The 20,475-nt window shown below is 72.7% G+C and carries 19 protein-coding genes; 9 read left to right on the forward strand and 10 right to left on the reverse strand.

What is annotated here, in order from left to right:
- Positions 1-2: 2 nt before the first annotated feature.
- Positions 3-1,046: an NAD(P)-dependent alcohol dehydrogenase gene (locus ACIA8L_RS43515; RefSeq protein WP_395914102.1), complete on the reverse strand. Its 1,044-nt coding sequence runs from the start codon at positions 1,044-1,046 to the stop codon at positions 3-5.
- 99 nt (positions 1,047-1,145) lie between these two features.
- On the opposite strand from ACIA8L_RS43515, the gene ACIA8L_RS43520 reads away from it, so the two are divergent.
- From ACIA8L_RS43520 to ACIA8L_RS43530, 3 genes are all read left to right on the forward strand, one after another.
- A complete protein-coding gene (locus ACIA8L_RS43520) occupies positions 1,146-1,724 on the forward strand; it encodes a TetR family transcriptional regulator (RefSeq protein ID WP_395914104.1) in 579 nt (192 codons plus the stop codon).
- Between the two features lie 75 nt (positions 1,725-1,799).
- Positions 1,800-3,233, forward strand: a complete 1,434-nt coding sequence (locus ACIA8L_RS43525) for a diguanylate cyclase (protein WP_395914106.1) — start codon at positions 1,800-1,802, stop codon at positions 3,231-3,233.
- A 16-nt stretch (positions 3,234-3,249) separates the two neighbouring features.
- The gene (locus ACIA8L_RS43530) at positions 3,250-4,848 is read left to right on the forward strand and encodes an MFS transporter (RefSeq protein ID WP_395914108.1); all 1,599 of its coding nucleotides are present in this window, start codon (positions 3,250-3,252) and stop codon (positions 4,846-4,848) included.
- On the opposite strand, the gene ACIA8L_RS43535 is transcribed toward ACIA8L_RS43530, so the two are convergent.
- Both ACIA8L_RS43535 and ACIA8L_RS43540 read right to left on the reverse strand, forming a co-directional pair.
- Entirely contained in the window at positions 4,838-5,968 is a 1,131-nt protein-coding gene (locus ACIA8L_RS43535; RefSeq protein WP_395914310.1) for a glutamate--cysteine ligase, read from the reverse strand. The two genes, ACIA8L_RS43530 and ACIA8L_RS43535, sit on opposite strands and share 11 nt — an antisense overlap.
- On the reverse strand, positions 5,968-6,924 hold the full coding sequence (locus ACIA8L_RS43540) for a methyltransferase (protein WP_395914110.1): 957 nt from the start codon (positions 6,922-6,924) through the stop codon (positions 5,968-5,970). Before ACIA8L_RS43540 ends, ACIA8L_RS43535 begins: the two co-directional genes overlap by 1 nt.
- A gap of 61 nt (positions 6,925-6,985) precedes the next feature.
- On the opposite strand from ACIA8L_RS43540, the gene ACIA8L_RS43545 reads away from it, so the two are divergent.
- The gene (locus ACIA8L_RS43545; protein WP_395914112.1) at positions 6,986-8,014 is read left to right on the forward strand and encodes an iron-containing redox enzyme family protein; all 1,029 of its coding nucleotides are present in this window, start codon (positions 6,986-6,988) and stop codon (positions 8,012-8,014) included.
- On the opposite strand, the gene ACIA8L_RS43550 is transcribed toward ACIA8L_RS43545, so the two are convergent.
- A complete protein-coding gene (locus ACIA8L_RS43550) occupies positions 7,963-8,196 on the reverse strand; it encodes a CDGSH iron-sulfur domain-containing protein (RefSeq protein WP_395914114.1) in 234 nt (77 codons plus the stop codon). The two genes, ACIA8L_RS43545 and ACIA8L_RS43550, sit on opposite strands and share 52 nt — an antisense overlap.
- Positions 8,197-8,205: 9 nt before the next feature.
- Here ACIA8L_RS43550 and ACIA8L_RS43555 point away from each other — a divergent pair, with 9 nt between their 5' ends.
- The 4 genes from ACIA8L_RS43555 (at position 8,206) to ACIA8L_RS43570 (ending at position 12,630) form a co-directional block, all read left to right on the forward strand.
- A complete protein-coding gene (locus ACIA8L_RS43555) occupies positions 8,206-8,607 on the forward strand; it encodes a hypothetical protein (protein ID WP_395914116.1) in 402 nt (133 codons plus the stop codon).
- An 81-nt stretch (positions 8,608-8,688) separates the two neighbouring features.
- Positions 8,689-9,363 (forward strand): DUF6766 family protein, encoded by a 675-nt coding sequence (locus ACIA8L_RS43560; RefSeq protein ID WP_395914118.1) that lies wholly within the window; start codon positions 8,689-8,691, stop codon positions 9,361-9,363.
- 36 nt (positions 9,364-9,399) lie between these two features.
- Positions 9,400-11,247 carry an acyltransferase family protein gene (locus ACIA8L_RS43565; protein ID WP_395914119.1) on the forward strand — a complete coding sequence of 616 codons (1,848 nt, stop codon included), beginning with the start codon at positions 9,400-9,402 and terminating at the stop codon, positions 11,245-11,247.
- 12 nt (positions 11,248-11,259) lie between these two features.
- Complete coding sequence (locus ACIA8L_RS43570) at positions 11,260-12,630, forward strand: M20/M25/M40 family metallo-hydrolase (protein ID WP_395914121.1); 1,371 nt, start codon at positions 11,260-11,262, stop codon at positions 12,628-12,630.
- A gap of 18 nt (positions 12,631-12,648) precedes the next feature.
- Here the strand turns inward: ACIA8L_RS43570 and ACIA8L_RS43575 are convergent, their stop codons facing one another.
- Genes ACIA8L_RS43575 through ACIA8L_RS43595 form a run of 5 tightly spaced genes read right to left on the reverse strand, consistent with a single transcriptional unit; the run spans position 12,649 to position 18,104 of the window.
- Positions 12,649-13,608 (reverse strand): glycoside hydrolase family 43 protein, encoded by a 960-nt coding sequence (locus tag ACIA8L_RS43575; RefSeq protein ID WP_395914123.1) that lies wholly within the window; start codon positions 13,606-13,608, stop codon positions 12,649-12,651.
- Positions 13,605-14,423: a carbohydrate ABC transporter permease gene (locus tag ACIA8L_RS43580; RefSeq protein WP_395914125.1), complete on the reverse strand. Its 819-nt coding sequence runs from the start codon at positions 14,421-14,423 to the stop codon at positions 13,605-13,607. Before ACIA8L_RS43580 ends, ACIA8L_RS43575 begins: the two co-directional genes overlap by 4 nt.
- A 2-nt stretch (positions 14,424-14,425) precedes the next feature.
- Positions 14,426-15,337, reverse strand: a complete 912-nt coding sequence (locus tag ACIA8L_RS43585; RefSeq protein WP_395914127.1) for a carbohydrate ABC transporter permease — start codon at positions 15,335-15,337, stop codon at positions 14,426-14,428.
- Positions 15,338-15,341: 4 nt separating this feature from the next.
- Positions 15,342-16,661, reverse strand: coding sequence for an ABC transporter substrate-binding protein (locus tag ACIA8L_RS43590; RefSeq protein ID WP_395914129.1), 1,320 nt, complete (start codon positions 16,659-16,661; stop codon positions 15,342-15,344).
- Entirely contained in the window at positions 16,662-18,104 is a 1,443-nt protein-coding gene (locus ACIA8L_RS43595; RefSeq protein WP_395914131.1) for an alpha-N-arabinofuranosidase, read from the reverse strand.
- 65 nt (positions 18,105-18,169) lie between these two features.
- Between ACIA8L_RS43595 and ACIA8L_RS43600 the strand changes: the two genes are divergently transcribed.
- A complete protein-coding gene (locus ACIA8L_RS43600) occupies positions 18,170-19,174 on the forward strand; it encodes a LacI family DNA-binding transcriptional regulator (protein ID WP_395914132.1) in 1,005 nt (334 codons plus the stop codon).
- Positions 19,175-19,427: 253 nt separating this feature from the next.
- On the opposite strand, the gene ACIA8L_RS43605 is transcribed toward ACIA8L_RS43600, so the two are convergent.
- Positions 19,428-20,459 carry a phytanoyl-CoA dioxygenase family protein gene (locus ACIA8L_RS43605; RefSeq protein WP_395914134.1) on the reverse strand — a complete coding sequence of 344 codons (1,032 nt, stop codon included), beginning with the start codon at positions 20,457-20,459 and terminating at the stop codon, positions 19,428-19,430.
- Between the last annotated feature and the right edge of the window lie 16 nt (positions 20,460-20,475).

Here is a 20,475-nt window from a genome sequence, read left to right on the forward strand (position 1 = left end):
GCTTAGTCGAGGTCGGCCAGGTCGAGCACGAAGCGATACCGGACGTCGCCCCGCGAAAGGCGGTCCAGCGCCTCGCCGACCCGCGCGGACGGCAGGACCTCGACGTCGGCCGTGATGTCGTGGGCGGACGCGAACGTCAGCAGGTCCGCGGTCCACTTCGTGCCGCCGGTGCCGGACGAGGTCAGGTTCTTGCGGCCGAAGACCAGATCCATGAGGTTCACCTGGGTCGGCAGCGGCGCGCCGAGGACGCTCAGGGTGCCCTCCAGGCCGAGCAGGCGTAGCAGCGGCGAGAAGTCGTGGACGGCGGCGATCGTGTCCAGAATCAGGTCGAAGCGGTTCGCGTTGCGGGCGAGGTCCGCGGTGTCGGTGGTGTTGACGACGTCGGTGGCGCCGAGGCGGATCGCGTCGGCGGCCTTCTGCGGGGTCCGGCTCAGGACCGTCACCTCGGCCCCCAGCGCGGCGGCGAGCTTCACGCCCAGGTGGCCCAGCCCTCCGAGGCCCGCGACGGCGACCCGGCGGCCGGGGCCGATGCCGTAGGCCCGCAGCGGCTCCCACATGGTGATCCCGGCGCACATCAGCGGCGCCGCGGCGGCCGGGTCGAGCGCGGCCGGCAGACGATAGGCGAACTTCGAGCGCAAAACATATTCGCGGCTGTACCCGCCCAAGGTCACCGACCCGTCGACGCGATCCTTCCCGCCGTACGTGACCGTGGCCCCGGCCCGGCAGAAGTTCTCCTGGCCGGCCGCGCACATCGCGCACTCGCCGCAGGAGTCGACGATCGTCCCGACCGCCACCCCGTCACCGACCGCGAAGCCGGTGACGTCGGGGCCGGCGGCCGTGACCGTGCCGGTGAACTCGTGGCCGGGGACGAGGCCGGCGGCTTGCTTGCCGGTCAGGCCGTGCAGCGCGTGCAGGTCGCTGTGGCAGACGCCGCAGAAGTCGACCCGGACCGCGATGTCGTCGGCCCGCAGTTCCCGGCGCTCGATCTCGGCCCGTTCGAGGGCGGTGGACCGGCCGGTGCCCTGCCAGGCGGTGGTGGTGCGCATCGACTGCTCCTCACACGACGATCGAAAATGCAAACAGACTAGTCGGTCTGTTTGCGAGCGTAGGCCGGGCCACCGGGAAAAACAACTACAGTGATCGGCATGCCCAGGCTCCCGTCGACCGCGCGCGGCACCGCGACCAGCCGCCGCATCCTCGACGCGGCGGCCGAGGAGTTCGCGGAGCGCGGCATCGCGGGCGCCCGGGTGGACCGCATCATCGCCGCCGCACAGACCAACAAGGCGCAGCTGTACGGCTACTACGGCAGCAAGGACGGCCTGTTCGACGCCGTCGTGGCCGACCGCACCGACCGCCTCCTGGCCAACGTCCCCTTCGACGCGGCCGACCTGCCGGGCTGGGCCGTCGGCGTGTATGACGAGAACCTGCGCCACCCCGATCTGGTCCGGCTCATCGCCTGGCTCCGGCTGGAGCGCCGCCCCGAGGGCCGCCTGGCCGACTCGCCGCGCGACGAGCCGAAGCTCAAGGCCATCACCGCCGTCCAGGCCGCCGGCCACATCCGCGCGGGCGACCCGTTCGACCTGTTCAACCTGGTCCTCGCGATGGCCTTGGCATGGTCACCGGCGAGCGGCTTCTACACGGCGACCGAGGCCGAGCCGGAGGCCGATCACGAGCGCCGCCGGGTCCTGCTGCGCGACTCGGTCCGCCGTCTGCTGGCGCCGTAGACGCGGAAGGCCCGCAACCGAACGGCACCGCGCACAAAGCCCAGCGTGGCCACCGGCGATACCGAACGTAATGGTGTGAGCAGAGCGTGGCAGCTGTACGGCGCGGCCGGAGGGGTCGTCATCGCGGTGTACTACGCCGTGCTGCACTACGCGCCCGAGGCCGCGCTGGCGCAGACGGCGCTGTACACCAGCGCCGGCCTCGGGTGCATGGCCTGCCTGCTCGTCGCGGCGGCGCGGCACCGGGCCGTCCGGGTGCCGATGCTGCTGTTCGCGGCCAGCTTCCTCGCGGCCGCCTGGGCCGACATCGCCTTCTACTCCGCCGCCCTGCACGGCGAGCCGCCGTATCCGGGGCCGCCCGACGTCGGCTACCTGCTGCAGTATCCCCTCGAGGCGGCGGCGCTGATGCTGCTCGTGCGGCGGCGCACCCCGCGCCACGACCGGGCCACGCTCATCGACGCCGCGATCGTGGCCGCCGGCACCGGGTTCCTGACGTACGTGTTCATCATCGCGCCGACATACATGAACAGCGGGGGCGGCCTCACCCGGCTGGTGTCGCTGGCCTACCCGCTCGGCGATCTCGCCGTCGCCGTCGTCACCGCGCGGCTGCTGCTCGGCGCCGGTCGCCGGCCGGTCGCGCTGCACCTGTTCGCGGTGTACATGGCGCTCGTCAGCTACGCCGACGGCACCTACCTCATGCAGACCCTCAACGGCACGTATCAGGCCGGGAACTTCCTCGACGCGTTCTGGATGGGCGCCGCGGTATGCCTCGGCGCCGCCGTGCTGCACCCGTCGGTGCCGCGGCTGGCCGAGCGGGCCGCGAGCGCGACACCCGACGCCGGCCCGGCCCGGCTCGGCGTGCTGGCCCTGGCCGCGACCGTCGCCCCGCTCACGTCGCTGGGCCTGTACCTGCGCCACGCCGACCCGCAGGTGCCGGTGGCCAGCATCACCTGCACCGTGATGTTCCTGCTCGTCATCGCTCGGATGGCCGGCCTGGTCAGCGCCCAGCGGCACACCGCGGTCACCGACGAGCTGACCGGCCTGCGGACCCGCCGCGCGTTCCAGACCGCCCTGCGGCGCACCGCCCGCCCGGGCGCCCGGGTCGGCGTCCTGCTCATCGACGTCGACCACTTCAAACAGGTCAACGACACGCTCGGGCACCACGGCGGCGACATCGTGCTGGCGGAGGTGGCCGAACGGCTGCGGGCCCGGTCCCGCCCGGGCGACCTGGTGGCCCGCTACGGCGGCGAGGAGTTCGCGATCCTGCTGCCCGGGGCCGGCCCGGAGGACCTGGCCGCGGTGGCCGAGCGGCTGCGGGCCGGGGTCGCCGGCGCCCCGATCCCCCTGCCGGACGGCGGCGAGGTCACGGTGACCATCTCCGTCGGCGGAGCCGACCTGCACACGACGACGCACGATCTGATGCTGGCGGCCGACCGCGCGCTGTATCAATCGAAGGACGCCGGCCGGGACCGGTACACCCCCGCGGTGGCAGTTGTTTCCGCTGGGGCGTGAGGGGTAGCGGGCGCCAATGGGCACCCCCACCGATGTCCGGGCCGGAACCTGGAGTCCCCTGCGGATCGGCGTGTTCCGGGTGTTGTGGCTGGCCGTGCTCGGCAGCCAGGTCGGGACCTGGATGCAGACGGTCGGCGCGCAGTGGCTGCTCGTCGACCGGCCCGGCGCGGCCGCGCTCGTGTCGCTCGTGCAGACCGCCGGCACGCTGCCCGTCGTCCTCCTCGCGCTGCCCGCCGGGGTCCTCGCCGACTCCCTCGACCGGCGGCGCCTGCTGATCTGGGTGCAGCTGTTCCAGCTCGCGATCGGGGTACTGCTCACCGGCCTGACCATCGCCGGGCAGATGACGCCCGCACTGCTGCTCGCGCTCACGTTCGCGCTCGGCTGCGGGATGGCGATGACCAACCCCACGTATCAGGCCGTCATCCCGGAACTGGTCCCGCGGGACCAGCTGCCGTCCGCGGCCGCGCTCGGGTCGATCAGCGTCAACCTGGCCCGGGCGGTCGGGCCCGCGATCGCCGGGGTCCTCATCGCGCACACCGGGGTCGCGGCCGTCTTCGGCCTCAACGCCGCCACCTTCCTCGCGTTCGCGGTCGTGCTGTTCCTGTGGCGGCGGCCGCGCGCCGACGACCCGGCCCACCGGCCGGAGCCGTTCCTGGCCGCCCTGCGCGCCGGCGGCCGCTATGTGCGCCACTCCCCCGCCCTGCGCCGGTTCCTGCTGCGCATCCAGCTCTTCGTCCTGCCCGCGGTCGCGCTGTGGGCGCTGCTGCCGGTCTTCGCCAGTCAGCGGCTGCACATGGGTGCGGGCGGCTACGGTCTGCTGCTGGCCGCCCTCGGCGTCGGCGCGGTCCTCGGCGCGCTGGTCCTGCCGCGGCTGCGCACGGCCCTGTCGGACAACCAGATGCTGGCCGTGGGCAGCCTGATCTACGCGGCCGCGTTGGCGGCGGTCGCCCTCGTGCACGTGCCCGCGGTGGCGGTGATCGCGCTCGTCCCGGCGGGGCTGGCGTGGATGGCCGTGCTGTCCAACGCCAACGCCGGGCTGCAGCTGTTCCTGCCGCACTGGGTGCGGGCCCGGGGATTGGGGACCTATCAAGGGGCGTTCTTCGGCGGGCAGGCGCTCGGCGCGTTCGGGTGGGGGCTGCTGGCCGAGCGGGCCGGTCTCGTCCCGGCGATGCTCACGGCGGCCGGGGCGACCGCGGCCGGGGCCGCGACGATCCGCTTCTGGCCGCTGATCGCCACCAGGCACCTCAACCGCGACCCGGCGACGCCGTGGCCGGAGCCGGCGCTGACGGTGGAGCCGGAGCGGTTCGCGGGGCCGGTCGTGGTCGAGGTGACCTACGTCGTCGCGCCCGCCAACGAGCCCGCGTTCCTGGCCGCCGCGGCGGCGCTGCGGCGGACCCGGATGCGGACCGGGGCCGTGCAGTGGGGGCTGTTCCGGGCCGGGGAGCAGCGGCACGAGCTGACCGAGGTGTATGTGGTGCCGACGTGGGACGAGCACCTGCGCCAGCACACCGGGCGGCTCACCGGGGCCGACGCCGAGGTGGACCACCGGGTCCGGGCCCTGGCCGAGCGGCCGCCCCGGGTGATCCACCTGCTGCCGGCCGGGCTCACTCCGTGACGGTGGCGTCGGCCAGCGCGGCCATGGCCTGGTGCAGGCTTCCGGCTTCGCGCTGCCGCTGCGCGCCCGTACCGTACCCCCGAAGCTTGAACAGGCCGTCTTCGACCAGGGATCGGTCGCCGTGGCGGTCCAGGGCCGGGCCGACGAGGGCGACCAGGTCCTCGACGAGCTCCCAGGCCGGGCGGGCCGCGTGGGTGCGCAGGTCGAGCAGCGTGCCCCCGACGCCGGCGTGGGCGGCGTTCCAGTGGGCGGCGCGCAGCAGGTGCTCCGGCGGCTGGACGACCTCGAATCCGGCGGCGATGCCCGCCACCGCGGTCGACACCAGCGCGCGGGCGAGGCCGGCGATCACGGCCGTCTCGGCGGCGGTCGGGCAGACGTCACCGACGCGGATCTCGACCGTCGGCCAGCGCAGCGACGGCCGGGCCCACCACAGCACCATCGACGCGTCGAGCATGACGCCGCTGGCGACCAGCTCGGCGACGACCCGCTCGTAGTCGTCCAGCGAGCGCAGGTAGGGCGAGGGGCCGCAGCTCGGCCACCGCTCCAGCGCGATCGTCCGCCAGCTGGCGTGGCCGGAATCCCGGCCGGCGTGGAACGGCGAGTTGGCCGTCAGCGCCTGCACGACCGGCAGCCACGGGCGGATCGCGTTGCACACCTGGACGGCGAGCTCGCGGTCGGGGACGCCGACGTGCACGTGGAAGCCGCACAGCGCCGGGTCGTAGGCGATCGGGCCGTAGTGGCGGGCGATCGCGTGGAACCGGGGTTTGTCGACGACCTCGAGGTCGGGCTCGCCGACGGGCGTGGCCGCCACGGCGACCAGCCGGGCGCCGACCGCCTCCGCCGCCGCGCCGGCCGCGATGCGGTTCTCCCGCAGGCGCCGCCGAAGCTCGGCCAGGTCGCCGCAGACCGGGGTCACCATCTCCATCATGCTGCGGCGAAACTCGATCTCGCTGCGCTCGTGCATGGCCGGGTCCAGCGCGGCCCGGGCCGCGTCCGCCCGCGGCGCGTTCAGCCAGGTCTCGGGGTCGAGCAGCAGGAACTCCTCCTCGACCCCGACGGTCAGGCGCAGCTTGGCCACCGTCCGCGCGGTCTCGGCCGGGCTCAGCGCGGTCAGCGGCATCACGCGGCCACCTCCGGGCGGGTCGCGGTCAGGACGGCGAGCGCGATGCGGTCGGCGTGGCCGTAGGCGTGCTCGAGGTTCTCGCTGTAGACGTCGGGGTCGATCTCGCGGTACCGCCACCGCCACCCGGCCCCGCCGAGCCGCTCGGCGACCGCGTCCCGCAGCGGGTCACGGCCGCCGACGATGCCGGTGCCGCTGAGCAGGACCAGCGAGCCGCCCGGGGCCAGGCGCTCCATGGCCGTGCCGAGCACCCGCAGGGGCAGGTCGTGGCCGTGCTCGCCGCCGCCGTCGCGATACGGCCGGCACTCGGGGTCGATCATGAACGGCGGGTTGGACACGATCAGGTCGAAGGCTCCGTCCACGGCGTCGAGCAGATCGCTCTCGTACGGTGTGACATTGGGGGTACCGGCCGTAGCCGCATTGATCCGCGCGTAGTACAGCGCCGCCGGGTTGATGTCGACCGCGATCACTTCCGCCGTGGGCACCCGTTTCGCCACGGCGATCGCGACCGCGCCGCTGCCGGTGCCGATCTCGGCGACCCGGGCCGGGGGCCGCACGGTGCCCAGGTGGGCGAGGACGGCGTCGATCGTGCGGTGCGTGTCGGGGCCGAAGAACACCGCGTCGGCGGCGCAGGCCGGGAACGCCGAGTGGACGAACAGCTCGTCGTCGTAGGAGGAGACCCGGATCAGGCTGTGCCAGCCGTCGTCGTCGTGGCGCAGCTGACCGGCCTGCTCCAGCAGCGTCACCACGTCGTCCGGCAGCGCACCCGGCGCGAACGGGCGGCTCCAGCCGAGCACGTCGGTCAGGCTGCGGGCGCGGGCGTTGCCGGGGCGGGCGTTCACCCGCTCGTGGCTGGCCGGGGTGACGGTGGTGAACCGGTATCCGGTGGCCTTGAGCCGCTCCCCCAGGCGCAGGAGCGCGGTTTCGGCCTCGGCGGGTGCCGCGATCGTCGTCATGGCGTGCGAATTCCCCGAAATCTCATGCTTAACCGAAGTGTGCCCGGGAACTGATCACCCCATGGAGCTTCCGAAGCCGCGCGGGCCACTGTCGGCCACCCTCGTCGACGCGCTCGCCGGCCCGCCGCGCACCCTGCTGCCGGTCGCCGACTCCTCCGGCGACCCGCTCGCCGACGAGGACCTGCAACTGGCCCTGCACATCGGCTACGAGCTGCACTACCGCGGCTTCGACGGCGTCGACGACGAGTGGGAGTGGCACCCGTCGCGCCTGGCCGTGCACCAGGCGGCGGAGCGGCAGTTCGAGGCCGCGCTGCGCGAGCTGGTGCCGATGCCGGACCCGGTTGCCGCGGCCGACGTGCCGCGGGCCCTCACGGCCGTCATGGAGGCCGACGACGCGCCGTCGGTGTCGAAGTACCTCATGGGCCGGGCCACCCTCGAGCAGTTCCGCGAGTTCGTCATGCACCGCTCGATCTACCACCAGCGGGAGGCCGACCCGCACACGTGGGCCATCCCGCGCCTCGGCGGCCGCGCGAAGGCGGCCCTGGTCGAGGTCCAGGCCGACGAGTACGGCGGCGGCCGGGTCGACCGGATGCACGCCGAACTGTTCCGCACCACCATGCGCGAGCTCGGCCTGGACGCCACCTACGGCGCCTACCTGGACCGCGCGCCGGCGATCACCCTGGCCATCAACAACCTCATGTCCCTCTTCGGCCTCAACCGCCGCCTGCTCGGCGCGATCCTCGGCCACCTCGCGATCTACGAGATGACGTCGTCGCTGCCCAACCGCCGCTACGGCAACGGCCTGCGCCGCCTCGGCCTCGGCCCGGACGCGACCCGCTTCTACGACGAGCACGTCGAGGCCGACGCCGTCCACGAGCAGATCGCCGCGCACGACCTGTGCGGCACGTACTGCGCCGAGGCCGGCCCGGAGCAGTCGTCTCTGGTGCTGTTCGGGGCCGCGGCCGCACTGGCCCTGGACGCGCGCTTCGCCGGCCACCTGCTCGATCGCTGGGCGGCCGGCGGGAGTTCGCTGCGCGCTCAGTCATCCACCGCCAACGGGCGCCTGCTCGCCGGTGCGCTGGGCGCCTGAAAGCCGACCACTTTATGGGTACCGTCGCAGAATGGTTTGACCGCGGACCGGCCGCATCGACACAGCGCCACGGTGCGCCGGCCGGGGTCGATCACCTCGCCGTCCTGGGTGACGAGCGTGAACTCGCCCCGCAGCAGCAGCGGTCCGTCTTCGCAGGGCGTGATCGAGGCAGCGTTGTCCATGGTGGGGCAGTGCCCCGCGCGGCGGTGGTGAAACTCGTGGTGAGCTGTCTGCTGCTCACGGCCTGCGGCGACACCGGGGCCCGGGCCGACGCCGCCGCGACGACGGCCCAGCACCTGCTGAGCGCGGTCCGGGACGGCGACGGCGCCGCCGCGTGCGCGATGCTCGCCCCGGACACCGTCGACGAGGTGGCGCGGTCGGCGGGGCAGCCGTGCCCGGACGCGATCACCGGGGAGGACCTGCCCGGGCCGGGGAGCGTCGACCACGTGCGGGTCGACGGCCAGTGGGCGCAGGTGACGCTGAGCGACGACACCGTGTTCCTGGCCAGGTTCCCCGGCGGCTGGCGGGTCGTCGCGGCCGGCTGCCGGGCCCACGGCGAGCGCCCCTATCAGTGCTCGGTCAAGGGAGGCTGACGTGCGGACCCTGTTCACGCTGTGCCTGACCGTCATCGTCGCCGGCCTGGCCGGCATCATCGCGCTGGGGCTGATGCACCGATGATCCGCCGGCTGCGCGAGCACTCCCTGGGCCTGGTCTTCGGCGTGCTGTTCCTGCTGGCCCTCGTCGGGCAGGCGTTCGCCGGGCACGGCGCGTTCAACGCCGAGCAGGCCACCGACGGGCTGCCGCCGGTGTCGCTGCTGCGGTACGTCACGTCGGCCTCGTTCGCGGCCGACGTCGCCGAGAACTGGCAGTCGGAGTACCTGCAGTTCTTCCTCTACATCGTGCTCACGGTGTGGCTGGTGCAGAAGGGCTCCCCGGAGTCCAAGCCGCTCGGCGACGCCGGCACCGAGTCCGACGAGGACCAGCAGGTCGGCCCGCACGCCAACGAGCACTCCCCGGCGTGGGCCCGGGCCGGCGGCTGGCGGCGCCGGCTGCTGTCCAACTCGCTCGGCCTGGTCATGGGCGCGATCTTCCTGCTGTCGTGGCTGGCCCAGTCGATCGCCGGGGTGACCGCGTTCAACGAGCGGCAGCTGGCCGACCTGCAGGACCCGGTCAGCTGGGCCGGCTACCTCACGGAGGCCGACTTCTGGAACCGCACCCTGCAGAACTGGCAGTCCGAGCTCCTGGCCGTCGCGTCGATGGCGATCCTGGCGATCTACCTGCGCCAGCGCGGCTCCCCGGAGTCGAAGCCGGTCGGCGCGGCCCACGGCGCCACGGGCGTCGAAGGCTGATGTTTCGCGGCGGCCGGCGGGGGCAGCGAGCCGCCTGTGTCGCTGGACTACCGGCCGTCGCTCGACGGGCTGCGGGCCGTCGCGCTGGGCGGGGTCCTGCTCGCGCACGGCCTGCCGGCGGCGCTGCCCGGCGGGTTCCTCGGCGTCGACCTGTTCTTCTTCCTGTCCGGCTACCTGATCACCACACTGCTGCTGCGCGAACGGGCGGCGACCGGCCGCATCCGGCTCGGTGACTTCTGGCGCCGCCGGGCCCGCCGGCTCCTGCCCGCCCTCATCCTCGTCGTCGCGTTCGTCGTCCTCGCCGGCCCGCGGCTGTGGCCCGAGCAGGACCCGGCCGCCCTGCACCTGGACGCGGTGTCGACGCTGACCTACTGGGCCAACTGGCGGATGATCTTCCGCGGCGGCGACTACTTCACCCAGACCGCCGCCGCCTCGCCGCTGCAGCACACCTGGTCGCTCGGCATCGAGGAGCAGTTCTACCTGCTGTGGCCGCTGCTGCTGCTCATGGTGCCGCGGCGGGCGCTGGGCGTCGCGTGCCTGCTCGGCGCGGGCGCGGCGGCGGTGGTGACGGCGGTGCTCTTCGACCCGGCCGCGCCCGACCGCGTCTACTACGGCACCGACACCCGCGCCGGTGCGCTGCTCATCGGGGCCGCGGCCGCCACGATCCCGCCGGTGCACCGGGTCCTCGCGGGCCTGGGTGCGCTGGTCCTGGCGATCGCCGCGCTCACGGTGCACGGCGACACGATCGTGCTGTACCACGGTGGATTCACGCTTGTCGCTCTCTGCTCCGCCGCGGTGATCAGTGGCGGCGGCCGCTGGAGCCTGCTCGGCCTGGCGCCGCTGCGGTTCATCGGCCGGATCTCCTACGGCGGCTACCTGTGGCACTGGCCGCTCTTCGCCGTCCTGGACGCCGAGCGCACCGGCCTGACCGGCGGGCCGCTCTTCACCGTCCGCGTGGCCGCCACCCTCGCCGTCGCCACCGTGAGCTTCTACGCCGTCGAGCGACCCATCCGCCGGCCCACGGTGCGCCGCCGGTTCGTCCCCGTCCCCGTCGCGGCCACCGCCCTGGCCGTCTTCGCCCTCGCCGGAGCCCCCGATGCTCCGGTCCAACATCCCAAAGCGGTTTCGGCGGTACCGTCCGTGCGTGCGCCGATCGCCGCGAGCACTCCGGCGCCGTCGCCACCGCCGACGGCGCGGCCCGGGCGGCGGGCGGGCCCCCCGAGAGTCATGGTCATCGGCGACTCGGTCTCGTGGACCCTGGGCGCCTACTGGCCCGCCACACCCGGCCTCGACCTCGACAACCAGGGCGTCCAGGGCTGCGGCATCGCCCCGCTGCCGGACGTGCGCTACGCCGGTGCGCCGCACGCCAACTACCCGTACTGCACCACGTGGGAGTCGCGCTGGTCGACCTCGACCACGGCCGCCGACCCGGACGTGGTGGTGATCCTGCTCGACCGCTGGGAGCTCATGGACCGCAAGCTCGACGGCCGCTGGACCGGCGTCGGCGATGCGAACTTCGACCGGTACCTCACCGCCCAGCTCACCCGGGCCGTCGACCTGACCGCGGCGCACGGCGCGCGGATCGTCCTGCTGACCGCGCCGTACACGCACCGGGAGGAGCGCCCCGACGGCGGCCTCTGGCCGGAGGACCAGCCGGAGCGGGTCGACACCTGGAACCGGCTGCTCACCGCGGTCGCCGCCGGCCACCCGAGCCACCCGGCGCGGCTGGACCTCAACCGGGTGTTGTGCCCGGAGGGCCGTTTCACCTGGACCGTGGGTGGTATCCGGGTCCGCAGCGACGGCCTGCACATCACCCCAGCCGGGGTCCGCCAGGTCGTCGCGCCGTGGCTGGCACCGCAGCTGCTGCGGCTCGCGACGACCTAAGAGGAGGCGGCGGTGCACGAGTTCCTGGCCCGGCACGAGGCGGAGCTGATCGAGCAGCTCGTCGGCTGGATCCGGCTGCGGTCCGTCGCCGGGCTGCCGGAGCGCGCGCCGGACCTGCTGCGCTCCGCGCACTGGCTGGCCGGGGCGCTGCGCGCGGTGGGCTTCCCGGTCGTGGACATCTGGAAGGTCGAGGGCGCACCGGCCGTCTACGCCGAGTGGTGCGCGGCCCCCGGCGCGCCGACGGTCCTCGTCTACAGCCACCACGACGTCCGGGCGGCCAAGGACGACGAGTGGGAGGAGACCCCGCCGTTCGAGCCGGCGGTCCGCGACGGCTACGTCTTCGGCCGCGGCGCCTCCGACGCCAAGGGCCAGATCATCGCCCACCTGTGGGGCGTCCGCGCGCACCTGCACGCCACCGGCCGTGAAGCGCCCGCGGTCAACCTGAAGTTCCTGGTCGAGGGCGAGGAGGAGACCGGCTCCGGGCACCTCGCCGACCTGCTGGCCGAGCACCGCGACCGCCTCGGCGCCGACCTCGTCGTCTTCTCCGACACGCTCATGTGGCGGGCCGACCACCCGGCCGTCTGCACGAGCATCCGCGGCCTGGTCTCGGCCCGCCTCGAGGTGCGCGGGCCGCTGCGGGACGTGCACAGCGGCGCCGTCTCCGGCCCGGCCCCCAACCCGGTGCTGGCACTGGCCCGGCTCATCGGGGACCTGCACGACAAGCAGGGCCGGGTGACACTGCCCGGCTTCTACGACAACGTCACCGGCCCCAGCGAGCGCCGCCGGGCCGAGCTGGCCGCGCTGCCCTTCACCGAGGAGGACTGGCTGGCCCGCTCCGAGACCCGCAGCGCGAACGGTGAGGCCGGCTTCACGGTCCTCGAGCAGCTGTGGGCCCGGCCCGCGGCCGAGGTGCTGAGCCTGCTGGCCGGCGACCCGGTCGGCGCGGCCCGCGGCGCCATCCCGTCCGCGGCGACGGCCGGCTTCAGCATCCGGACCGTCGCCGGGCAGCGGGCGACCGACGTCGCCGAGCAGCTGCGCCGCTGGGTCGAGGCCAACCTCGGCGACCACGTCGACTACGAGCTGAGCATCCCGGAGAAGATGACGGGCGACGCGTACGAGTCCCCCGAGGACCACCCCGCCGTCCTCGCCCTCGCCGCGGCCATGGAGGACGGCTTCGGCCGCCCGGCCGGGCGGATGGGCAACGCCGGCGGCGGCCCGGCCGAGCTGCTCGCCCGCACGCTCGACGCGCCGCTGGTCTTCTTCGGCACCGGCCTGCCCGAGGACCGCTGGCACGACAGCGACGAGCGCGTCTCCGTCGCCATGCTCGTCAACGGCGCGGCGACCCTGGCCCACTTCTGGGACCGGCTCAGCCGCTCGCGCTGACCGCTGCGCCGCTGAGCGCTACGGGCCGTGTACCTGGGGCGTGTCGCCGTTCCACGTGACCTCGTCCAGCCACAGCCGGCGGCCCGGGCTCGTCGAACCCTCGGAGCCGGGCACCCACGCGTGGTACAACAGCCAGGTCTTGCCGTTGCTTTCGACCATCGCCGCGTGGCCCGGTCCGGACGCCTGGCCGTGCGTGGCGAGGAGTGGGTTGCCGGGCGGCTTGCGGCACGGGCCCAGCGGGGTGTCACACGTCGCGTAGCCCTCCGCGTAGTCGGCGGTGTCGTAGGCGTTGGCGGCGTAGAACAGCAGCAGGCTCGGGCCGTGGCGCCACAGGAACGGCGCCTCGACGACGTGACCCTCCCACGGCTCGGTCTGGCGGATCAGCCGCACCGGGTCGCCGGTCAGCGTCAGGCCGTCGGGGCTCAGAGGCTGCGACCACAGCCACGTGTCCCGGCCGATCGCGTTGCCGTCGTTCTTCCACAGGAGGTACCCCCGCGAATCCTGGTCCTTGAACGGGCTCGCGTCGATCGAGCCGCCCTCGTCGGCCTGGCACACCAGGGGGCCGGGCGCCGTCGCGCTGTAGGGTCCCCCGGGGCGCGCGGCGACGGCGGTCGCGATGCACTGCCGGCCGGACGCGCGGTCGGCCACGGTCACGTACAGCACGAACCGGTCCGGCGCCAGCTCGATGATCTCCGGCGCCCAGGTCTTGCCGGGGTCGGCCCACTTCGGCAGCTCCGGCAGCGCGTCACCGGCCGCCGTCCAGTGCCGCAGGTCGGGTGACGTCAGCACCGGCACGTTGCGGCCCTCGGTGTTGGTGTGCACCAGATACCAGGTGTCGCCGACCCGGATGGCCTGCGGGTCGGGGGCGTCGCCGGAGTACACCGGGTTGGTGTACTCCGGCTTCGCGGCCGGTGCCGTGGCCGGATCGGCCGAGCATGCGGCCAGGACGAGGACCAGGGCCAGCAGTGCCCGCCTCATCCCTTGAGCCCGCTGCGGGAGACGCCCTCGATGATGTACCGCTGCGCGAACACGAACAGCGCGAGCGCCGGGACACTGGCCAGGACCGCGCCCGCCATGATGACCGGGTAGTCGCTGACGTACTCGCCCTGCAGCAGGCCCAGGCCCGCGGGCAGGGTCAGCCGGCCGGGGCTGAACAGCACGAAGATCGGCCACAGGAAGTCGTTCCAGTTGGTCAGGAACTGCAGCACGACCAGCGTCGCCAGGGCCGGGCGGGACAGCGGCAGGACCACCCGGGTGAACACCTGCCACTGGTTCGCCCCGTCGAGCAGGGCCGCCTCCTCGATCTCCCGCGGCAGCGACAGGAAGAACTGGCGCAGGAAGAACACGCCGAAGGCGCTGGCGGCACTCGGCACGACGACGACGGTGAGCGTGTCCAGCCAGCCGAACGTGTCGGCGACCAGGAAGCTGGGGACGATCAGCGTCGCCGGCGGCACGAACAGGGTCGCCACGATGAGCGCGAACATCAGCTTGCGGCCGCGGAACCGCATCCGGGCCAGGGCGTAGGCGGCGCACGAGGCGGTCGCCACGACCAGCGCCGCGTTGAGCGTCGCCGCCAGCATGCTGTTGGCGAACCAGCGCAGCACCGGGTTCTGCGAGCCGGGCTCCGAGATGCGGCCGTAGCCGTAGCCGGAGACCGGGTCGGGCAGCCACGTCGGCGGGCTGTGCTGCGCCGCCGGGTAGGTCTTGAGCGACGTCAGCACCATCCAGACCAGCGGGACCACGAACAGCGCGGTGAGCACGACCAGGACGGCGTAGAGCGCGATGCGGCGCACGGTCAGTCCTCCTGGTAGCGGAAGAGGCGGAAGTTGGCGATGCTGACCAGCGCCAGCATGAGCGTCAGGGTCACGCTCATCGCCGCGGCCCGGCCGGCGTCGTTGGACCCGAGGCCCAGGGAGACGATGTACGTCACCACCGTGCGCGTCTCCGTCCCGGGGGCGCCCTGCGTGATGAGGTACGACTGGCCGAACATGTTGGCCGAGGCCAGGATCGTGGTGGTGATGACGAACAGCAGGACCGGGCGCAGGCCCGGCAGCGTCACGTGCCGGAACCGGGCCCAGGCCGAGGCGCCGTCGACCTTCGCCGCCTCGTAGAGCTCGGCCGGGATGTCCTGCAGGCCGGCCAGGTAGATGACGGCGTTGAAGCCGCACGTCCACCAGACCGTGACCCCGACCAGCGAGATCCACACGTACGGGGTGGCGGTGAGCCAGGGCGTGTCCGACGGCAGGCCGAGCGTGCCCATGAGCGCGTTGACGAAGCCGAGGTTGGCGTCGAGCAGGAAGCGCCACAGCAGGCCGATGACGGCGACGCCGAGGACGTACGGCGCGAAGTACACGGCCCGGAAGAACGTGCGGCCCGGGAACTCCCGGTTGAGCAGCACGGCGATGCCGAGCGGGAGCACGACCAGCAGCGGCACCGACGCGACCGTGAAGATCGCGGTGGCGCGCACGCTCTCCCACCAGTCGCCGTAGACCAGCGAGTCGGGCTGGAAGAGCTCCCGGTAGTTGTCCAGGCCGGTGAACGGCTTGTTCGGCAGCGAGAAGTCCCACTGGTGCAGGCTGAGCCACACCCCCAGCCCGATCGGGAGCAGCCCGAAGACGCCGAACACCAGCAGGTACGGCAGCAGGAAGAGGTACGGGGTGGCGCGCCCGTGCGCCACCCCGGGCGCTGCCTTGGAGGCGGCGGCCATGCCGTCAGCTCCCGTACTTCTTCCGGTTGTCCTCCAGCAGCTTGTCGGCCTTGGCCACGCCGTCGTCCAGGGCCTGCTTCGGGGACTTCTTGCCCAGCACCGCCTCGTTGAACGCGGTGTAGAACAGGGCGGTGACGTCGCCGATGCCGGGTGCGGCGGGCGGGAAGACGGCGTCGGGCAGCTCGGCGGCGAGCGTGCTGATCTCGGTGAGCTCCTTGAACTTCGGGTCGTCGCGGACCGCGTTGCGGGCCGGGACCTGCCCGCCGGCCGCCCAGTCCAGGGAGTGCTGGCTGAGCCAGTTGATGAACACCTTCGCCCCGGCGACCTTGTTGGCGTCGGTCTTCTTCTGCTGCACGATGGTGAAGTTGTGCGAGTTGGCCCAGACCGCCTTCTTGGAGCCGATCTGCGGCACCGGGGCCACGCCCCACTGCACGTCCGGGCTCTTCTTGAGGTCGTTGACCTGCCAGATGCCGTTGACGTTGAACGCGTTCTTGCCGCTCTTGAGGGCCAGGTAGTCGGCGTCCTGGCCGACGTTGGCCGGCGAGTGCCCGTCGGCGATGAGTTTCGTCAGCCAGGTGACGGCGTCGACGGCCTCGGTGGAGTTGAACGCGGCCTTCGTGGCGTCGGCGTTGTACAGCGATCCGCCGAACTGGTAGACCAGCGAGTATGCGGTCATCCCGCCGGTGAACTGGAACGGGCTGACCCAGAAGCCCTGGATGCCGGCCCCCTTGAGCGCGGCCAGGGCGGTCTCCATCTCGGCCTTGTTCGTCGGGGGCTTCGCCGGGTCGAGGCCGGCCTGCTGGAACAGGGTCTTGTTGTAGTACAGCCCGACCGGGTGCATGTCGAGCGGGATGCCGTACCGCTTGTTCTGATACAGCCCGCCCTTCCACACGGTCGGGGCGAAGTCCGACTCGGACAGCCCGAGCGCGCCGGCGACGTCGTCGACCGGCTGGATGACCTTGCGAGCGGCGAAGGTGGCCAGCATGTCGATGTGCATGACGGCGATGTCGGGGCCGTTGCCGCTGGACACCGCGCCGGGGAGCTTGGCGTAGTAGTCCTCCCACTTGTAGGTGGCCACGGTGATCGCGATGTTGTTGTGCTCGGTGTTGAACTGGTCGACGAGCTTCTTGAAGATGTCGCCGTCGCCGCCGGTGAAGCCGTTCCAGAGGTTCAGCTGGACCTTGGGCCCGGTGTAGTCCTTGCCACCGTTGCCGGCGGCCTGCGGGGTGTCGTTCGCGTCGTCGCCGCAGGCGGCCAGCCCGAGCGCGGCGGCGCCCAGCCCGAGTCCGTATCCCAGTACGCGGCGTCTGCTGATGGCGGTCATCTAGGTGCTCCTCACAAGGTTCCAGGAAGCGCCGGCCAGCTGGACGGTGATCCGGCCGGCGGGGTCGAGACGGCGGGGTGGGCCGTCCAAGGTGTGGTGCTCGGTCGACGCGAATTCAGGGAACGCGCGCAGGTCGAACTCGACGGTCAGGGGTGTCTCGCCGCGGTTGACGGCAAAGATGGACAGTGCACCGTTTTCCTCGTCGTAAACAGCGACGGTGGACAAACTTGGGACCGGGCCGTATCGCTTGGTGTCGTGCGACGGCGTGACGGGCTCGGTGCGCAGGACCGTCCCGCGGGCGTGCCGGGCGGTCAGCGCGAACGGGTGGAAGATGCTCTGCCGCCACGCCCGCCCGCCGGTCTCGGTCCGGATCGGCGCGATGACGTTGACCAGCTGGGCCTGGCAGGCGACCCCGACCCGGTCGGCGTGGCGCAGCAGCGTGATGAGCAGGTCGCCGACGACCACGGCGTCGGTGGCGGTGTAGTCGTCCTCGATCAGCGCCGGCGCCTCGACCCAGCCGCGCCGGTCCAGGTCCTGCCGCAGCCGCGACTGGTACCAGACGTTCCACTCGTCGAACGAGATCTTGAGCCGCTTGCGGTTGCGCAGCTTCGCGCCCACGTGGTCGGCGGTGGCCACGACCTCGTCGATGAACGCGTCCATGTCCACGGCGGAGGCGAGGATGCTGGCCCGGTCGCCGTCGGACGGGTCGTAGTAGGTGTGCGCGGAGATGTAGTCGACGTGCTCGTAGGTGTGCTCGAGGACGGTCGCCTCCCACGACGCGAACGTCGGCATGCCGCGGTTGGAGCTGCCGCACGCGATCAGGCTGATGCCCGGGTCGAGCATCTTCATCGCGCGGGCGGTCTCCGCGGCCAGCCGGCCGTATTCGCCGGCGGTCTTGTGCCCGACCTGCCACGGCCCGTCGAGCTCGTTGCCGAGGCACCACAGCTTCACACCGTAGGGCTGCTCGGCGCCGTGCTTGCGGCGCCGGTCGGACAGGCTGGTGCCGCCCGGGTGGTTGGTGTACTCCAGCAGGTCCAGGGCCTCCTGCACGCCCCGGGTCCCCAGATTGACGGCCAGCATCGGCTCGACCCCGGCCGCGCGCGCCCACACCATGAACTCGTCCAGGCCGAACGCGTTGGTCTCGACGGTCTTCCAGGCCAGGTCCAGGCGCCGGGGCCGATCCCCGACCGGACCGGTCCCGTCCTCCCACCGATAACCAGAGACGAAATTCCCTCCTGGGTACCGCACGACGCTCACACCGAGCTCCCGGGTCAGCTCCAGCACGTCACCCCGCAGGCCCAGCGGGTCGGCGGTGGGGTGCCCGGGCTCGAAGACGCCGCCGTAGACGCAGCGGCCCATGTGCTCGACGAACGACCCGAACAGCCGCCGGTCGGCCTCGCCGATGCGGAACGCGGGATCGATGACGACGCGTGCGGTGTGCATGGTGGAGTTTTTACAACGTTGTAGGCAACGTTGTAAAGAGGCTTGGTCGCGGTACAGTGCTGGTCGTGCGGCACAGCCTCAAACACGTGGCCGAACGGGCCGGCGTCTCCGTCAAGACCGTCTCCAACGTGGTCAACGGATATCCACACATCCGCCCCGAGACCCGCGCCCGGGTGGAGGCGGCGATCGCGGCGCTGGACTACCGCCCCAACCTGAGCGCCCGCAACCTGCGCCAGGGCCGCACCGGGATCATCGCCCTGGCCGTGCCCGAGCTCGACAACCCCTACTTCGCCGAGCTCACCCGCCACGTCGTCACCGCCGCCGCGACACACGGCTGGACCGTCCTCATCGACCACACCGACGGCGACCCGGCCCGGGAGCGCGAGGTCGCGGCCGGCATCCGCGACCACCTGGTCGACGGCCTGATCTTCAGCCCCCTGGCCCTGTCCACCGCCGAACTGGGCGGCAGCACCCCCACCGTCCTGCTCGGCGAGCGGGTCGACGCGGTCGACGGCCACGGTCCGGCCGATCACGTGGCGGTCGACAACGTCGCCGCCGCTCGCGAGGCGACCGCGTACCTGGCCGGCCTGGGCCGCCGCCGGATCGCGGCCGTCGGGGTGCAGCACACCGCCGAGGGGGTCAGCGCCCGGCTGCGTCTGGCCGGCTACCAGGCCGCCCTGGCCGACGCCGGGCTACCGGCCGACCCCGCACTGCTGGCCCCGGCCGACCGCTGGCACCGCGCCGACGGGGCGGCCGCACTGCAGGCCCTCATGGCCGCGGGGGTCGAGTTCGACGCCGCCTTCTGCTTCAACGACACCCTGGCCCTGGGCGCACTGCGGGCCCTGCACGACGCCGGCCGGCGGGTGCCGGTCGACGTGGCCGTGGCCGGCTTCGACGGGATCGACGACGGGCGGTTCTCGATCCCGACGCTGACCACGGTCGAGCCGGACATCGAGCGGCTGGCCCGGCTCGCCATCGACCTGCTGGCCGAACGGATCTCCGGCTCGTCGGAGCGGCCGCCGCAGGAGTGCCTGGTCCCGCACCGCCTGACGGTCCGCGAGAGCGCTTGATTCGCGGCGCTCGCCGTGATTTGCCGGGCTTCTGCCACGATTTGCCGAGCCTTGGCCACGGCCGGCCGGGCACCAGCCGTAACTGGCCGGGCATTAGCCGTGATTTGACGGGCATTAGCCGTGATTTGACGGGCATTAGCCGTGATTTGACGGGCATTAGCCGTGATTTGACGGGCTTTCGCTGTGGTTCGATGGGCCTTGGCTGTGCTTCGACCCTTCGACCGTGCTTGCCTGGGCCGCCGATTGGTCTGGATTACGCCTCGCCCATGACCAGGCCTTCGATGGTGTGCTTCTGCCGGATCGGGCTCAACTCGTCGACGACGGTGCAGGCAAGATGGTCCCGCACGACCGCCGGCAGCGCGTCGAAGTACTCACGGGTGACGGCCATGTCGTGCCGCTCGTCATTGCCGGCGCCCGGCGCGTCGACCCCCAGGACGAGCACCGGCCGTGACGTGTCGGAGACGTTCTTGGTGCCACGGTGGATGGTCAGCGCCGACCGGGCCGAGATGTCACCCCGGCGCGGATACTTGCGGACGGCCCGCTCCTGGTAGCGCGGGTAGAACTCCTTCGGCGGAAACATGCCGTGCTGAAACGCGGGGTCGTCGTCGAACTGCGTGCCGGGCGCGATCTCGAACGGCCCCATCGCCTCCGTGGTGTCGACCCCCGTGAGGTTGAACGCGAGCGAGTTGAGCCGCCCGGTTTGCCGCGTGACCTCGGGCATCGGGAAGTCACGGTGCCAGGGCTGATCCATAGCCCCTGGCCCGGGCGTGTCGAAGCCGAGCTCCACGATCTTGTACTCCGCGCCGAGCAAGGCCTCACAGACAGCCACGACCCACGGCTGCGAGGCCAGGTCGACGAACCCGCGGAGCTGCTCGGGGTGGATCTCGACGTAGTACCGATTCGGCCCCCGCCCGACCGCCCCGTCCGGCCGGGCGAGCGCCTCTTCCAGCGCGACTTCCATGTCTTCGCGCATCCGGTTGGCCCATTCGGTGCCGAACGCGCCCCGGCACGCGGTGATCCCGTCGCGATAAATGTCGTCGTAGGCCCGCTGCACGTCACTGGCACTCGGCCCACCGACAGCCGCCCCGCTCGATCCACTCGGCGCAGCGGCGGCCTTGGCGCTCGACCCATCGGCAGTCGCAGCGCTCGACCCACTCGGGGCACCGGCGGTCTCGGCGTTCGGCGGGTTGAGGGTTGCCGCGTCAAAGGTGGCGGCCGTGTTTTCGGTTGCCGACTCGTCCACGATCGGGGCGGGGGTGGAGGAAGCGCTGGTGGAAGTAGTCATGTCCTCAGCTTGCAAC

Source organism: Dactylosporangium sp. NPDC051541 (assembly GCF_044454505.1).
Taxonomy (GTDB): Bacteria; Actinomycetota; Actinomycetes; order Mycobacteriales; family Micromonosporaceae; genus Dactylosporangium.

What these genes read in the sequence shown, in the direction of transcription:
- ACIA8L_RS43585 (WP_395914127.1), bottom strand. Translation starts at nt 15,337, where the DNA reads ATGGCCGCCGCCTCCAAGGCAGCGCCCGGGGTGGCGCACGGGCGCGCC.
- ACIA8L_RS43550 (WP_395914114.1), bottom strand. Translation starts at nt 8,196, where the DNA reads ATGGACAACGCTGCCTCGATCACGCCCTGCGAAGACGGACCGCTGCTG.
- ACIA8L_RS43560 (WP_395914118.1), top strand. Translation starts at nt 8,689, where the DNA reads ATGATCCGCCGGCTGCGCGAGCACTCCCTGGGCCTGGTCTTCGGCGTG.
- ACIA8L_RS43595 (WP_395914131.1), bottom strand. Translation starts at nt 18,104, where the DNA reads ATGCACACCGCACGCGTCGTCATCGATCCCGCGTTCCGCATCGGCGAG.
- ACIA8L_RS43535 (WP_395914310.1), bottom strand. Translation starts at nt 5,968, where the DNA reads ATGCCGCTGACCGCGCTGAGCCCGGCCGAGACCGCGCGGACGGTGGCC.
- ACIA8L_RS43540 (WP_395914110.1), bottom strand. Translation starts at nt 6,924, where the DNA reads ATGACGACGATCGCGGCACCCGCCGAGGCCGAAACCGCGCTCCTGCGC.
- ACIA8L_RS43545 (WP_395914112.1), top strand. Translation starts at nt 6,986, where the DNA reads ATGGAGCTTCCGAAGCCGCGCGGGCCACTGTCGGCCACCCTCGTCGAC.
- ACIA8L_RS43515 (WP_395914102.1), bottom strand. Translation starts at nt 1,046, where the DNA reads ATGCGCACCACCACCGCCTGGCAGGGCACCGGCCGGTCCACCGCCCTC.
- ACIA8L_RS43605 (WP_395914134.1), bottom strand. Translation starts at nt 20,459, where the DNA reads ATGACTACTTCCACCAGCGCTTCCTCCACCCCCGCCCCGATCGTGGAC.
- ACIA8L_RS43520 (WP_395914104.1), top strand. Translation starts at nt 1,146, where the DNA reads ATGCCCAGGCTCCCGTCGACCGCGCGCGGCACCGCGACCAGCCGCCGC.
- ACIA8L_RS43575 (WP_395914123.1), bottom strand. Translation starts at nt 13,608, where the DNA reads ATGAGGCGGGCACTGCTGGCCCTGGTCCTCGTCCTGGCCGCATGCTCG.
- ACIA8L_RS43590 (WP_395914129.1), bottom strand. Translation starts at nt 16,661, where the DNA reads ATGACCGCCATCAGCAGACGCCGCGTACTGGGATACGGACTCGGGCTG.
- ACIA8L_RS43530 (WP_395914108.1), top strand. Translation starts at nt 3,250, where the DNA reads ATGGGCACCCCCACCGATGTCCGGGCCGGAACCTGGAGTCCCCTGCGG.